General features: G+C 61.4%; 13 protein-coding genes and 1 tRNA gene. 6 read left to right on the top strand and 8 right to left on the bottom strand.

Going from position 1 to position 14,338, the window contains the following annotated elements:
* Positions 1-66: 66 nt before the first annotated feature.
* Together Hrd1104_RS05640 and Hrd1104_RS05635 are read right to left on the bottom strand one after the other, a co-directional pair.
* On the bottom strand, positions 67-1,086 hold the full coding sequence (locus Hrd1104_RS05640) for a mandelate racemase/muconate lactonizing enzyme family protein (protein WP_154551828.1): 1,020 nt from the start codon (positions 1,084-1,086) through the stop codon (positions 67-69).
* The gene (locus tag Hrd1104_RS05635) at positions 1,086-2,042 is read right to left on the bottom strand and encodes a 1,4-dihydroxy-2-naphthoate polyprenyltransferase (protein WP_154551827.1); all 957 of its coding nucleotides are present in this window, start codon (positions 2,040-2,042) and stop codon (positions 1,086-1,088) included. The genes Hrd1104_RS05640 and Hrd1104_RS05635 overlap by 1 nt, the downstream gene beginning before the upstream one ends.
* 322 nt (positions 2,043-2,364) lie before the next feature.
* Between Hrd1104_RS05635 and Hrd1104_RS05630 the strand changes: the two genes are divergently transcribed.
* Entirely contained in the window at positions 2,365-4,542 is a 2,178-nt protein-coding gene (locus tag Hrd1104_RS05630) for a PAS domain-containing protein (RefSeq protein ID WP_154551826.1), read from the top strand.
* 39 nt (positions 4,543-4,581) lie between these two features.
* On the opposite strand, the gene Hrd1104_RS05625 is transcribed toward Hrd1104_RS05630, so the two are convergent.
* The gene (locus tag Hrd1104_RS05625; protein WP_154551825.1) at positions 4,582-5,472 is read right to left on the bottom strand and encodes a 1,4-dihydroxy-2-naphthoyl-CoA synthase; all 891 of its coding nucleotides are present in this window, start codon (positions 5,470-5,472) and stop codon (positions 4,582-4,584) included.
* A gap of 107 nt (positions 5,473-5,579) precedes the next feature.
* Between Hrd1104_RS05625 and Hrd1104_RS05620 the strand changes: the two genes are divergently transcribed.
* The gene (locus tag Hrd1104_RS05620; protein WP_154551824.1) at positions 5,580-5,891 is read left to right on the top strand and encodes a PRC-barrel domain-containing protein; all 312 of its coding nucleotides are present in this window, start codon (positions 5,580-5,582) and stop codon (positions 5,889-5,891) included.
* Here Hrd1104_RS05620 and Hrd1104_RS05615 read toward each other — a convergent pair.
* Positions 5,888-7,345: a DHH family phosphoesterase gene (locus tag Hrd1104_RS05615; protein WP_154551823.1), complete on the bottom strand. Its 1,458-nt coding sequence runs from the start codon at positions 7,343-7,345 to the stop codon at positions 5,888-5,890. The genes Hrd1104_RS05620 and Hrd1104_RS05615 overlap by 4 nt on opposite strands.
* A 121-nt stretch (positions 7,346-7,466) precedes the next feature.
* Here Hrd1104_RS05615 and Hrd1104_RS05610 point away from each other — a divergent pair.
* Positions 7,467-7,540, top strand: a tRNA-Lys gene (locus Hrd1104_RS05610).
* Positions 7,541-7,771: 231 nt separating this feature from the next.
* On the top strand, positions 7,772-9,121 hold the full coding sequence (locus tag Hrd1104_RS05605) for a DEAD/DEAH box helicase (protein ID WP_154551822.1): 1,350 nt from the start codon (positions 7,772-7,774) through the stop codon (positions 9,119-9,121).
* Between the two features lie 24 nt (positions 9,122-9,145).
* Here Hrd1104_RS05605 and Hrd1104_RS05600 read toward each other — a convergent pair whose 3' ends face one another.
* Positions 9,146-9,547 (bottom strand): hypothetical protein, encoded by a 402-nt coding sequence (locus tag Hrd1104_RS05600; protein WP_154551821.1) that lies wholly within the window; start codon positions 9,545-9,547, stop codon positions 9,146-9,148.
* A 104-nt stretch (positions 9,548-9,651) separates the two neighbouring features.
* Between Hrd1104_RS05600 and Hrd1104_RS05595 the strand changes: the two genes are divergently transcribed.
* Both Hrd1104_RS05595 and Hrd1104_RS05590 read left to right on the top strand, forming a co-directional pair.
* Positions 9,652-11,154 carry a DUF790 family protein gene (locus Hrd1104_RS05595; protein ID WP_154551820.1) on the top strand — a complete coding sequence of 501 codons (1,503 nt, stop codon included), beginning with the start codon at positions 9,652-9,654 and terminating at the stop codon, positions 11,152-11,154.
* Between the two features lie 138 nt (positions 11,155-11,292).
* A complete protein-coding gene (locus tag Hrd1104_RS05590; RefSeq protein ID WP_154551819.1) occupies positions 11,293-11,547 on the top strand; it encodes a hypothetical protein in 255 nt (84 codons plus the stop codon).
* A gap of 744 nt (positions 11,548-12,291) precedes the next feature.
* Here the strand turns inward: Hrd1104_RS05590 and Hrd1104_RS05585 are convergent.
* The 3 genes from Hrd1104_RS05585 to Hrd1104_RS05575 form a co-directional block, all read right to left on the bottom strand.
* Positions 12,292-13,305: a CPBP family intramembrane glutamic endopeptidase gene (locus Hrd1104_RS05585; RefSeq protein WP_229770551.1), complete on the bottom strand. Its 1,014-nt coding sequence runs from the start codon at positions 13,303-13,305 to the stop codon at positions 12,292-12,294.
* Positions 13,306-13,586: 281 nt separating this feature from the next.
* A complete protein-coding gene (locus Hrd1104_RS05580; RefSeq protein WP_154551818.1) occupies positions 13,587-13,904 on the bottom strand; it encodes a hypothetical protein in 318 nt (105 codons plus the stop codon).
* Between the two features lies 1 nt (position 13,905).
* Positions 13,906-14,247, bottom strand: a complete 342-nt coding sequence (locus Hrd1104_RS05575) for a winged helix-turn-helix domain-containing protein (RefSeq protein WP_229770550.1) — start codon at positions 14,245-14,247, stop codon at positions 13,906-13,908.
* Positions 14,248-14,338 lie beyond the last annotated feature (91 nt).

Genomic DNA, 14,338 nt, shown 5'->3' with positions numbered 1-14,338 from the left:
GGGGAAAATTCGGTCCGGCCCCTACTTGAGTGGCCCCCCGATTCTCACCAACTTGCAGGCCCCCAATCACGGCCTTTCGAGGGCTACACCGATCCCTGAAGCGTCCGGGACCGTCATGTACCCGTCTCGGACCGGCGCGGGATCGCCAGCTAGATCCTCGGCCAGTCGGTCAGCGGTCGCCAACCCGCAGGCCCGATCGATCCCGAGGCTCGCGGCGAGGTGCAGCGCGGCCGTTCGGGCAACGACGCCATCGATCGTCGTCGTCACGATCGGCTCCATCCCGTGTTGACGTGCTGTTCGGGCCAGGGCCGCTGCTCGGTCGAGGCCGCCGAGTACCATCGGCTTGAGCACGACCACATCCGCCGTGTCGGCGCTTTTGATGGCGTCGATTCCGTGTTCCCTGAGTGACTCGTCGAGGGCGATGTCGACGCCACGACCTTGCAGTTGTTCGTGCCCGTCTAGATCGTCCGGAGGTAACGGTTGTTCGATGAGGGTGACGTTCAGGTCGGAAATTTCCTTCAGGGCGTCTTCAGCGACTGTGCGAGTCCAACTGCCGTTGGCATCGAGGCGGATCGTCACGTCACGTTCCTCGCGTCGGATCGCTCGCAGTCGGTCGAGGTCGGCCCCGAGCGGCCTGGCACCGACTTTGACTTTGAGACACCGGAATCCTGCTTCGACAGCCGCTGTTGCCGCTCGCGCAGTCGCATCCGGATCGGCGTCACCGATCGTCGCGTTCACCGGAACCGAACCGGCGGTGTCCGCGGTGTCGGCCGCGAGCCACTGCGCAAGGGGAACGCCGGCTGCTCGGGCAGTCGCGTCGGCTTCAGCCAGCGTGAGTCCGTGTCTGGCTGCCGGCCTCTCGGCTGGGTCGACCGACGCGGGCGGTCGCTCGCCAGCGGCGACGGCACGGAGCACCGCCCGACACGCATCGAGTGATTCCGTCCAGCCCGGCAGCGGGGTCGCCTCGCCGACGCCACGGACGCCATCGCGTTCGACGACGATCAGAGCGCCCTCGCGGGACTCGATCCGGTCGGTGGCCGTCCCGAGTGGCGAGGCGAGTGGCAAACTGAACGGTTCGATCTCCATCAGAGCACCGCCGGGAGCGCCAGCCCGATTGTAAACAGCAGTCCGTGAGCACCCATCAGTTTGCCAGTGCGTTCCAGTGCCGGGTTCAACGCCGCGCCACTCTGTTCGGTGAGAACCGTCCGCGTCACCGAGATAGCAAGCGGGATCGTCACCAGCGGCAACAGGACGAACAGGCCGAACTCGTCCATCCGCCACAGCACGACTGGGACGAGATACGCGAGCGCAACGAGGGCTACGTACTCGGCGCGACTCCACCGGTAGCCCAGCATGACAGCCAGCGTTCGCTTACCGGCTTCGCGGTCGCTCTCGATGTCCCGAATATTGTTCACGACGAGGATGGCTGTCGAGAGCCCTGCCGCGGCCAGACTGGCGATAACGACCGCGCTCGGAACGGTTCCCGCTGGCACCCACGTCGGAAACAGGCCACCGTCGAGGGTAGCAACGGCCTGGACGTAGTAGGTCCCGGTCACTGCGATCACGCCGAAGTAGACGAACACGAACAGGTCACCCAGGCCGTAGTAGCCATAGGGGTACGGCCCGCCCGTGTAGAGCAATCCGGCGACGATACTCGAGAGGCCGATGACGAGGATCGGGACGCCGCCGATCGCCACGAGATAGAGGCCCACGACGAGCGCGAGCGTGTAGGTTCCTGCCATCGCTGCCTTGACCTGCCTCGGTGGGATCAATCCGCCGGCAGTGACGCGCGTGAATCCTTCGCGATCGGCGTCGTCGGTCCCTTTCATCGCGTCGAAATAATCGTTAGCGAAGTTCGTCCCGATCTGAATGAGGAGTGCGCCAACGAAGGCTGCAAGCGCTGGGAGTACCGCGAGAACGCCGTCGTGGACTGCCAGGCCGACGCCGACGATCACTGGGGCCGAGCCAGCCGGAAGCGTCTGTGGCCGTGCGGCCATCACCCAGGCTTTCGTCTTTGAAACGTCCGCTGCTGCCGAACTCATTAGGATCTGTTCGGGGCCGGATCCGTGTTAAGCTACCGGAGCAAGGCAGCCGGGACAGCGATCGATCGTATAACCGACACTCGTGTCCACCGCCAGGGACACGATACCTGGCCGGTAGCTTCCGATCTACGAGGCGGGGTGACCACTCATGCTTTTGAAGCTACCTCACCAACGTTGACGAACAGTGACTGTCGTCAGACCGCCTCCCATCGCGAAAGTGAGTCCCTGCTTTCGTGAGCGCAGTTGTTCTCTCTCCGCGAGGGAATCTCGCCCTGCTGTGGGGAAAAGCGGCACACAGTTTGCCACTGGGAGATGATCTAGCATGGGACGAGACGAGGCGATACAGATTCTCGCCGTGACGCCACAACCAGACAGTGACGACCTTCTGGCTCCTCTCCTGGGCCGGGACGAGCTACGAGTAGTAACGGCACAGACTGTCCAAGCGGCGGCCCAACACGTCCGGACGGCGACTGTCGACTGTCTCGTCTGTGATGCCGAGATGCCGGATTTCGACGGGATTGCGTTTCTCGAAGCGCTCCGTGCCCGAGACCCTTTTCTCCCGGTGATCGTGCGCGCTGTTGATCGAAACGCCGAGACGATCGACCGGGCAAGTGCGGCCCGGGTAACGGACATCCTCACGCCCGGAGAGACGGACGAAAGCGTCGCAGCGCTCATCGAAACTGTCGCTCGACGCTATCGGTCTCGGTCCGGTCCACGACCGGACCCGAAAGCGGTTCTGGACGGTACTCTGGACCCGATTTTCGTCTTACGGGACGGGGAGCTTGCGTGGGCCAACGGCGCTGCTGTGAGTCAGTTTGACCCAGAAGGGACCGACGGGCTGACCGAAGCCGCGTTCCTCACCAGGGTTGGGTTGGACGCTGGTGACCTTGCAGCGTGGACGGAACGATTTGCGACCGGTGAGTGTACCTTCGATTTCGGTACTGCGTCGATCACGATGGGAAACGCTCGGGAGTGGACCGGCCAGTACATCGCCACCAGCAGCAACTGGCAAGACGACGTTGCGGTGGCACTCGTCCTAACGGAGGGTCACCTTGAGAAATCGGGGACACCACACACAGCTACCGGAGAGAGCCAGCGCGACGGCGGAGTACTTGACGATTCGGCGTATCGACGGCTATTCCGGGATGCGATCAACGGCATCGCGATCCAACGGATCGTCACCGACGAGCACGGACGAGCCCTAGACTACGTGTTCGAGGACGTGAACGAGGCCTTCGAGCGAATTACCGGGCTTGACGCCGAGGAAATCCAGGGCAAGCGAGGCAGTACAGTCTTCGACCTGCCGGACGATCCGACTGACGATCCGTTCATCTCTCGGTACGGCGATGTCGCGCTGAAGGGAAACCGAATCGAGTTCGAAGCCTATTCCGAGCCGCTAGATCAGCACCACCGCGTGACCGCCTATCCCCTGGATGGCGATCGGATCGCTGCGGTGTTCATCGATATCACCGATCGTGTCGAAGCGACCGACGAACTTGCAACCTACGAGCAGATCGTTCAGCGAGTCGACGATCCCATCATGTTTCAGGATCGTGACGGGGCGTTTCAGGTCGTCAACGATGCACTCGTCGAGTACGCCGGAGTTCCCCGTTCGGAGCTGCTCGGCACAGACGAGTTTGCGTTCATGGACGAGCCAACGGCCACACGCGTCCAGGAGAAGAAAGCGTTGGTTCTCGAGCACGCAGAGCCGATCAGCTACACGATCTCGCCGTCATTGCGGGGACGCGGCGACCGCTCTTTCGCAACGACACGGTACCCGCACTACGACGAGACGGGAACGATCGTGGGATCGATCGCTATCTGTCGGGACATCACTGATCTCAAAGATAGAGAACGGCAGCTACAGGTTCTCAGCCGGGTCCTGCGCCACAACCTCCGAAACGATCTCAACGTCATTACCGGCAGCGCCGAGGTGCTTCGAGAACAGACCCAAGAGCCACTGGCGAGTGCTGCCGATCGGATTCTCTCGACCGGGACCGACATGATCGAACTCGTCGACACCGAACGTCAAATCGTCGAGCTACTCACTGGGAACGCACGCACGACGAGCGTCTCGATCGCGCCGCTGCTCTCGGCGGCTGTCGAAACCGCCCGAGCGTCCTTTCCCGATGGGGAAATCACACTCCACTGTCCGATCGACGCCCGGATCGAGGCAGTCCCGGTTCTGGAGAATGCCTTCGCCGAACTCATCGAAAACGGCATCGAACACAACGACAACGACCCGCCACGCGTGAGTGTCGAAGCGACTCGCGATGGCGACGTGCTACGGATCGACATTCAGGATAACGGGCCAGGGATTCCAGCCGAAGAGCAGGCCGTGTTGCGCCCCCAGGCTGACCGCTCTCCACTCTTGCACGGAACCGGGCTCGGGCTCTGGCTCGCACGGTACAGTATTACCCACGTCGGTGGCAGCCTGCGGTTTGTTGACGCCGACCGAGGGACACACATCGTCGTCACAGTTCCACTGACCACCGACTGACTGGAGCGCCCGGAGCGATCCTCCGTCGCACGCGCTCGCTCAGTAGTGCCAGGGGTAGTCGTCGAAATCCGGCTCCCGTCCCTCGGTAAAGGCATCTCGGCCTTCGTGAGCTTCGTCGGTCATGTAGGCCAGACGAGTCGCTTCCCCGGAGAAGACCTGCTGGCCGACCATGCCGTCTTCGGGGAGATTGAACGCGTATTTGAGCATTCGCATCGCAGTCGGGGATTTGTCGTTGATGCGTTCGGCCCACTCTAAGGCCGTCTGTTCAAGTTGCTCGTGAGGGACAGCTTCGTTGACCATCCCCATGTCTGTGGCTTCCTCGGCATCGTAGGTTTTCCCGAGGAAGAACACTTCGCGGGCCTTCTTCTGGCCGATCTGGCGGGCGAGATACGCCGAGCCAAAGCCACCGTCGAAACTCCCGACATCGGGGTCGGTCTGGAGGAACTTCGCGTGCTCTTGGCTGGCGAGGGTCAGATCACAGATCACGTGCAGTGAGTGGCCGCCGCCGACGGCCCATCCAGGGACGACCGCGATGACGGGCTTTGGCATGTGGCGGATCTGGCGCTGGACTTCCAGGATGTGGAGTCGCGGGCCTTCTCCTTGGTCGTCCTCGTCTTCGCTTTCGTACTCGTAGCCGGCATCGCCGCGGATCGACTGGTCGCCCCCGGCCGAAAAGGCCCAGCCGCCGTCTTTCGAGGACGGGCCGTTCCCAGTCAAGAGGACACAGCCGACGTCCGTCTGGCGCTTGGCGTGATCGAGTGCGGCCGAAAGCTCGTCGACAGTTTCCGGTCGGAAGGCGTTGCGAACGTCGGGCCGGTCGATAGCGATCCGGACGGCCCCGACGTCCGTTGCTCGGTGATACGTGACATCCGCGAAGTCGACTGATTCGATCGGTTCCCAGCGTTCAGCATCGAAAACCTCTGAAACCATACTGGTGGTCCGGCCGCCCGGTAGAAAAATATCTCGCAGTCGGTGGGCCACAGCGAACGTCTGACGCTCTGCCAAGAATTAAGGCGACCCCTCTCCAGGGATCCAGTATGGCAATTGATCGTGACGCGAGCCCCCAGGAAATTACGTCACTGGTGGGTCGGGAAGTGTACTCGAACAACGGTGTCTACGTTGGTGAAGTCGAAGATCTGCGGCTCAATCTCGATGCTGAGGGCGTGACCGGCCTGGCGCTTCATCAACTCAACACGGAACTGTTCGACGCCGAGACGGCCAGTGCACGCGGTGTTATCGTCCCGTATCGGTGGGTCCAGGCCGTCGGTGATATCGTGCTCATCAACGATATCGTCGAGCGTCTACACGAGGACAACGGCGAGGTCACAGAAGACGACGTTGTAGCTTAACTGCCGTTGCTGTCGGAATTCTCGACGCCCATCGCTGTGAACAACTTCGAGCGAACGGCTTCTTCGGTCAATTCGAGCAGCGTATCGCGGTTGTCATCGCTCGTCTCGATGCCGGTGAAGATGCCGAGTGGAATCTCGACGCTGGCGTCCGTCGAGTGGCCGGCCGTCTCGCCGATCCCTCCGAAGGCTTCTTCGAGGACGTTGCCGATGTTCATCCGGATGTCTTTCGACCGGGCTGCCAGATAGATCGTATCGTCGGCGATCGCAAACACAGCCGTCGTGGTGATACCTTCGAGATTGAGCAATTGTTGGGCTGCCTGGGCCAGGGCGTCCCGGTCGCGGATGAACCCTGCATTCGAGACGAGGTGGCTGCCCCGGACCTGGCGGTTACGGATCGCCTCGGCGAGGACATCCAGCGTCTCGGGGCTCATACTCGGCGACTCGACCTGTTCGAGCGTGTCGTGATCCGCGAACGGATAGAGATAGGCTGCAGCCGTGAGATCGGCGGGTGTCGTATCCCGCTTGAAGTCGAGCGTTTCCGCCCGGATTCCATAGAGGAGTGCAGTCGCAACCTCGTGATCGAGGCTGAGATCCAGTTCCTGGATGTACTTCGTCAGGATCGTCGAAGTCGCCGAGACGTTCGGTCTGACGTCGGTGAACTCCGCCTCCGAGCCCATCTCGACCTCGTAGTGGTCGATGACGATATCGATGCGGTCTTCGACGTCTTCGGCCGGTGGCCCGCCGCTCTTGGCGAAGTCGACCAGCGCGAACGTATCGTAGTCGTCCAGGTCGACTGCAGACCGGGACGTCAATTCGAGGCCGAGAAGGTTGACGAACGCGCGATTCTCGTGGTGACCGATGTCCCCCTCGTAGATGATATCCGCGTCGATATCGCGACTGTCGGCGATCGCCCGGAGTGCCGCGGCACTGGCGATCGAGTCGGGGTCGGGTCCACGGTGAATGAGAATCGCCAGTCGCTCGTCGGTCCCGTCGACGACGGCGGCAAGCTGATTGGCCTTGTGCTCGAGTTCGCCAGTTTCGAGCGCCCGAAGCGCCGAATCGGCGATGACGGCGGAGGGATTGATCACGACGTTCGCCCCGAGTTCGGAGAGCTCGTCCGCCGAAACGGGATCGGATGCGCGCGCGACGATGAACTGATCTTCGTCGCGATCCCGAAGGTGTTCGACGGCGGCGGCATTGGCCTCGACATCCGGCGAGAGGATCAAGACGACGTCCCGGTCGTCGAGTTCAGCGGCGACGGATTCTTCGCGGATATCCGCCGTTCGCGCATTGAGGTCTTGATCCCGTAAGGCCTCGACGCGTCCTTCGTCCTTGTCGAGGATGAGCACGTCTTTGTCTTCCTCGACGAGTGCCTCTGCGACGGCATGGCCCACGCTTCCACACCCCAAAATAGCGTACGTAGACATCGAGGCCATCGTGATGTCGCTGCTCATAGTGTCGACAACGTTGGCGCGCCAACCCTTATAACATCGCGGTTGTTGCCAGGGACTGAACAGACGGCTCGCGATCGAAAGGAAACGTATTTGAATCGCCCGACGTAACTACAGATCGCGTGGGCCGGTAGCTCAGTCCGGCAGAGCGTCTGACTCTTAATCAGACGGTCAGGGGTTCAAATCCCTTCCGGCCCGTGCAGTGAACCGGTGAGCGACGCGAACCGGTGAACGAACCGGACGGAAGGTTTGAATCAGGAAAGTCGCAGGACCGAGCGAAGCGAGGTCATCGTCTTTCCGTGGTTCAAATCCCTTCCGGCCCGTGGCATTTTGCTGCGAGCAAGCCGCGAGCGCCTGCTGTGCGCCGGACTGTCGTCGAACTAGCCGTTCCCGGCAGACTTTTTCCGGGGGACAGCCGAAATCGACCCAGTGGCTCCGGTCACGCTGACCTACGCGGACGGGACCGTTCGCATCGAGGGCGACCTCCCCGAGCGAGTCGCGGGCCTCTCGTACGTCGAGCGTGACGAGCGGACGAAGACGTGGCGGATGCCGGCATATCAGTACGATACGTTCCGGCGAGCACTGGCCGAATCGACAGTCACTTTCGACGATCGTGTGCTTGACGCCCCGACGACCGACGTGACCTCGACGTATCGGCTTCGAGACTACCAGCGAGAGGCACTCGACGCCTGGCAGGACGCAGGCGAGCGCGGTGTCCTCGAACTCCCGACCGGCAGCGGCAAAACCGTACTCGGGATCGCCGCTATCGAGGCTCTGGAGACGGCGACGCTGGTCGTCGTCCCGACGATCGACCTCCTCGAACAGTGGCGAGGCGAACTCCAGACGGAGTTCGGCGTGCCGATCGGGCAACTCGGCGGGGGCACACAGCGCATCGAGGCGATCACCGTCTCGACGTACGACTCGGCCTACTTGCGGGCCGAGGAGATCGGGAACCGCTTTGGCCTCGTGATATTCGACGAGTGTCACCACCTCGGCGGAGAGGGGTATCGGGACATCGCTCGCTTGCTCGCCGCGCCGGCCCGCTTGGGCTTGACAGCGACGTTCGAACGCCCGGACGACGCTCACGAGGCCGTCTCGGAACTGGTGGGCGATCCAGTGTATCGACTCGGCCCCGACGACCTGGCTGGCGAGTATCTCGCGGCCTACGATATCAAGCGCCTCGACGTCGATCTCACGGCCGAAGAGCGGGCCGAATACGAGCACAACCAAGAGACGTTCACGGAGTATCTGGCGACCTCGGATCTCCGTCTCACTAGCGGAGCCGACTACCAGAAGTTGGTCATCCGCTCGGGGTCTGATCCGCGAGCCCGCGATGCCTTACTCGCGAAAGAGCGTGCCCGCGAGATCGTCCGCACGGCTGACCGAAAGGTCGAGACTCTCGCCACGTTGCTCGAGCGCCACGCGGCCGACCGCGTCATCGTCTTCGCCGCGACGACGGATTTCGTCTATCGCCTCTCCGAGCGGTTCCTTTGCCCGGCGATCACCCACGAGACAGGGGCTGCCCAACGGCGAGAGATCCTGCGTGGCTTCCGGTCGGGCACCTACTCGACTGTCATGACGGCGAACGTCCTCGATGAGGGCATCGACGTTCCCGACGCCAACGTGGCGGTCGTCCTCGCCGGCAGCGGGAGCGAGCGCGAGTTCACCCAGCGATTGGGTCGCATCTTGCGACCAAGCAACGATGGGGGCCGAGCGTTACTCTACGAGGTCGTCTGCACCGATACGGCCGAACAAGGCGTCGCTCGACGGCGACGATAACGAGGCTGGCACGGGGGGCTGTGATCAAGTCGCCGTCTCGAAGTCGATCCCCTGCAGATTCCGGTCCGCATAGGCAATCGGGAGCTTCACGCGGACCGTCGTCTCGTCTTTTCCCTGTAGGTCGATCGATTCGGTGACGGATTTCGTCGTGCCGTCATCGGCATAGCGGACGACCATCTCGCCCTGCTGGGGGTCGTCCCGGGTGTTCTCGACGGTTGCGACGAGCACTGCATCGCCACCCGTCCCTTCCTCGAACGCGAATTCCGGGACCACAAAGACGTCTTCGGGCGTTGTCGTCGTCTCGGTTTGGGCCTGGTCGGTCGTGTCTCCGGGTGGTGTCTGGGGGCCAGACTCGTACTCTCCACAACCTGCGATTGCGACGAGTCCAACGGCCCCGAGTCGACGTAGTAGCGCCCGACGGTGCATGGTAGAGGCCTTCGGCCCCCGCGTCAAGAATCTTCCCGTCGCTACCCGTTTGTCTCTCAACTTCGCCCCGCAGTTTTTCGGTTCTCCGGTGTTGAGAGACGACTGTGCTGAAGAAGGACCTGCTGCGCGTCTCGCGGGCTGGCGATGGCTACCAGCCACAGTTCACTGACGACCGGGACCGCGAAACGGCAGCCAGGGTGATCGGTGTCTACCAGGGCCACGTCGGTGAATCTCGCGAGTCACTACAGGGGGCACTGTCCGATCTCGAACGGGCAGCCTCGGATTTCAAGCTCGTGCGCGGGTTCGCAAAGCTGCTCGACCGCGACGCGACGTTCGAGACACACGCCCCGCTGCCACCAGCCCGTACTCGTCGAGTTGCCTTCGAGGCGGCTGAGGCTGTCGGCGTGGTCACGACGGCCGATCGACAGCAGGCGATCGAGCAGGCGGCCGATCGACTTGGTGCCGACCCGGAGGCAGTCGAGACGTCGCTGTACGCAGACCTGGATGACCGGCAGGTGCTGGCGAGTCTCGACCGGCGATGGACGCCTTCGGAACTGCTCGTACAGTACGATCTGTCGCTGGCCCAGACTGCACTGTTCGACGCGACGGAAGTCCGCGTTCGATCGAGCGATCCGCGGCGACTGATCGATGCGGTCAAGCGACTCCGGTTGCTCTATGAAGTCGTTCACACAGACCCAGGGCGAGAACTCGTCGTCACCGGACCGGACGCGCTCTTCGAGAACACGCGCCGCTACGGCACGCGATTTGCCCGCCTGCTCCGAACCGTTGCCGGAACGGAATCTTGGCAGGTGACGGCCACGATCGACGACGACGGCACGGAGCGAACGATGACGCTCTCGGACGTGGACCTCCCGGTACCTGACGCCGAGCCTGTCGTCGAGATGTCCTTCGACAGCGGCGTCGAAGCCGACTTTGCGACGCGCTTGCAGTCGCTCGATCTCCCGTGGGCGTTAGTGCGTGAACCGGAACCGCTCGAAGCCGGGACAAGCGTCGCGATCCCGGATTTTGCCTTCGACTATCGCTACGCGGAGTTTCGGGTGTTCTTCGAGATAATGGGCTTTTGGACGCCGGAATACGTCCAGAAGAAACTCGACCAGTTCGAAGCCATCGACGATGCCGAATTGCTCGTCGCCTACGACGAAAGTCTGGGCGTGGGGGACGCCATCGAAGCGCGCAACCAGCGAGCGATCCCCTACTCAAAGACAGTGAGCCTCAAAGCCGTCCGGGACGCACTCAGACGGTACGAAGCCGATCTGGTCAACGAGGCGGCTACCGCTCTCCCCGACGAACTCACACCACAATCTGACGTCATTACACTGACAGCACTGGCCGACGACCACGCTGTCAGCGAAGACGCCATCGAGCGGGCAACGTTCCCCGACCACGAGCGCGTTGGACGCACACTCATCAGGCCAGCCGTTCTCGAGGCCCTGGAGCAGGAAATCGCGGACGGCATGACGCTCGACGACGCGGAAGCGGCCTTCGAAGCGTACGGGATCGACGACGCGAGTGCTGTCCTCTCGCGACTGGGCTATCGCGTCGAGTGGGACGGACTCAGCGGCGGCACAGTTCGCAAGACGGCATAACCCCTGTCCGCGGCCTCCTGGTCAACGCCGGCAAACGGGTCCCTAGCCCATCGTCAGCAAATGAGTACGCACCACACGACAACACGGAGATGTGGGGACGCAACGCTCAAGTGGTGTCAGAAGAAATTAATTAGTCACATGGCAGAGAAAACGCGGTTCGATAAGGCGTTCGACGACCATCTCCTCCTCCGGGATGTGGTACTCGTCGTGTTCTTGATCCTTGGGTTCGGAGTTCCGATGGGGTATTTCCTGGAGTTTGGCGTCTTCCAGGCTATCGCCTCGGGTATTGCCTTCGCTGGGCCCTATCTCGCTGTCATGGAACTCATCGCTCGCCGAAACGGCGACTCGATGTTTCGGTATCTTTTGGGCGGAGATTCGCTGGCAGTAGAGTAGATCACCGGTCTCTCTCATGGTGGACGCTGATTCAAGGCGACAGAGCCGGGACGACTCTCTGTTCGCCAGGTCAGCGTGGCACAGAATCCGTCATAGCCGATTCACTGCAGCGCAACCGGCGAGAAAGTCTTGAGTGAACCATCGTTACAGACGGTAGTACAAGATACAGCGGGTCTGTGCCACAGAGGAGGGCAGTTTATGGCTCTTGTCTACCCGTAAGTCAGCCGATAGGATGTACCTGCACAGCCAATTCTATCAATAATATCGCTCTGGGTGACGTTTATATGACAGCAAAATGCTGAAGGCCAGCAATTAACAGAATTGCACCAACCAGTACGAGTTTCATGACCCAAGATGGAACATCTTTCCGGATCCGAAATCCCCAGTCCATACGTCCCACGTACTTGTCGTCGTACTACAATCACCTAGCAGGACTTCTGGGTTCGAAACAGGAGTGAATCATCTGCTCCGTGATTATTTCTGAATGGTGGGTGGGCCTCTTTCGTTGTCCGAGAATCCTGCATCGATCAATTATATTTCTCCGATCGATGAATTCTTCTTCGTGAGATACGCGCCATACATCATTTACGGAGTGTTTTCTCGATCCTTCGGCCGGTACTATGTCACTGCGTTCGGTAAGAGGAAATTTCAATATCAATCCCCACGCAGCGGCCTCAAAGCCCACAGACGGAGACTCACGGCAGTTGCGATCACTCACCGCTCGGCTGTGGGAGGTTGTTCAGGTCACTCTCGCTGTCGGTATGGCGCCGATAGCCGTGACCCGAAGTCACCGTTCCGGAGAGCAACGTATCCGACAGTGAGTACAGCGACACAGAGCACCGCCGCGCCGTTGACTAGCCCGTACACCCCTACGAACTGTGCCGGACCGGTGAACCTCGGTCGGATCAGCATCGCTGTTTCCGTAGCCTCAAGAAAGTTCGACAGGCCGTAGATGTTGTTCATCGCGAAGTTGACCAGAAAGTGAAGGCCGATCGGCAGCGCCAGTGAGTCGGTCCACACGTACGCGGCACCGAGGAGGAGCCCTAAAGCTAGCCGGAATCCAAACGTTCCTAGCGTACCCGGGAAGTGCCCGAGAGTGAATATCACCGAGGACGCCACCACTCCTGTCACGATCGCGCCACGGTCGGACAGCCACCGGCTCCGGAGTCCTTCGACGGCGTTCGTCAGAATGAGGCCCCGAAAGACCAGTTCTTCCCAGACGGCTGTAAACGCCCACTGGATGGTGTACACTCCAAACGCGGCGGCGAACGGTAACACGTTCGTGCCAACGCCACCCGAGAACACCTCGGAGACGGTCGCCCACCCAGCGAGCAGACTCGCGGGGAGTGCCACACCCATCCCCGCCAGGGCCGCGACGCTGCCAGCACCAAAGTCCCTCAGGAACGACGGGCCGAACGCGAGTCCGTAGTCGGCTATCAGGCGACGGTCGACGTACTTCGCGACGGCAATCGCCAGGACGAACCCAACGAGCGCACCGATCAGGCTGGTCGCGGCTCCGTTGACAGACGGTGGGAGTTCGGTCCCCGCGAGTGCCAGCGCCGGGAGTACGAAAATCCCCACGAGCGCGGCGACGTACACGCCAAGGATCCGCCAGAGAGCGCGCGGGCGATCTTCGGCTCGATTCCACAGCACGGAGACGACACGTCCCGTGATTCCACCGCGATTGGCTCCCCGGTCGTCATCGGCCAACTGGGATGGGGTTCGTTCGAAGTTGGTGTCGGCATCTGCTTCGGTCATCTCATGTGTACCAATAGGCCGGTGTCAAAAGGCCGATTTTCCTGGCTTCACTCGCTGAAACTAACGTCGTAGTGAGCCTGTCGGACGTATTCCCCAAGTATTTCGACACCCACCAGATGGGGAAATCTACACGAATCCGGTATGAACTCAAGGCCAGCGTTGATATCGCTGCCGTCTTCTGGCCTGCTCGCGCCTCGACCGGGCTACACACGCGGATGTATCCGAGAGAATCGCGATCAGTGTTCGTTCGGCTGGCATGGACACCGATGTGAGCCGCCGAGTCAGTCCCGACGCGGCACCCACAGCCCGTAGAGGATCAGTCCCAGACCGACGAACTCGGGGATCTGAACAATGGTGTTGAGAACCGGCGTTGGAAAATCCAACAGATAGAGAAGTATCAGGCTCAGCGGAAGCTGAACAAACAGTACCAAGACGAATCCAACGGCAATGTACAGCATCGGACGGCTCTGGTTTTGCCGGTATGCAGTATAGGCGAAGTAACTGATTGCCAATCCGAGGAGCATGGGGATCACCTCGCTCACCTGCCGAACGATTCGCAACGTTTCGAGATCGATCAATTGGAGCGGTGTATCGAGCATGTTAGGTACCCTCTACGAACTGTGTGAAGCGGTCGGCTATCCGTTCCCGACGTGAGACCGTAATCTCGAAGCCGTCTTCGCCGAGATCGAGTTCGATACCGTCGAGTTCTGTCCGATAGAGCTTGTAATTCTTTCCGTCGGTGACTGGCTGGATGTCTTCGGTAACCAAATCGTACTCACGGAGGCGTTCGAGTCGACGGTAGACCGTCGGCTCCGAGACCCCGGCGCAGTCGCTGAGTTCTGCCGCCGAGCGGGGCTCTTTTTTCGCCTCGACGAGAATCGTACGCGCACACTCGTCACCGAGTAGGTCTGCGAGTGCTTCAGGATCTCGCACGTCGGACACTGTAAACGGACCGTCTCCTGGTTCGTCAATATAGGTTGTGCCGTTGTGGGCGTTCTGTCTGACTTCAGTCAGAGAAGTCACGAGAAACTAT

This window comes from Halorhabdus sp. CBA1104, assembly GCF_009690625.1.
Classification (GTDB): domain Archaea; phylum Halobacteriota; class Halobacteria; order Halobacteriales; family Haloarculaceae; genus Halorhabdus.
Note: the sequence above shows the minus strand (reverse complement) of the source record. Positions and strands in the feature narration are given on the sequence as shown.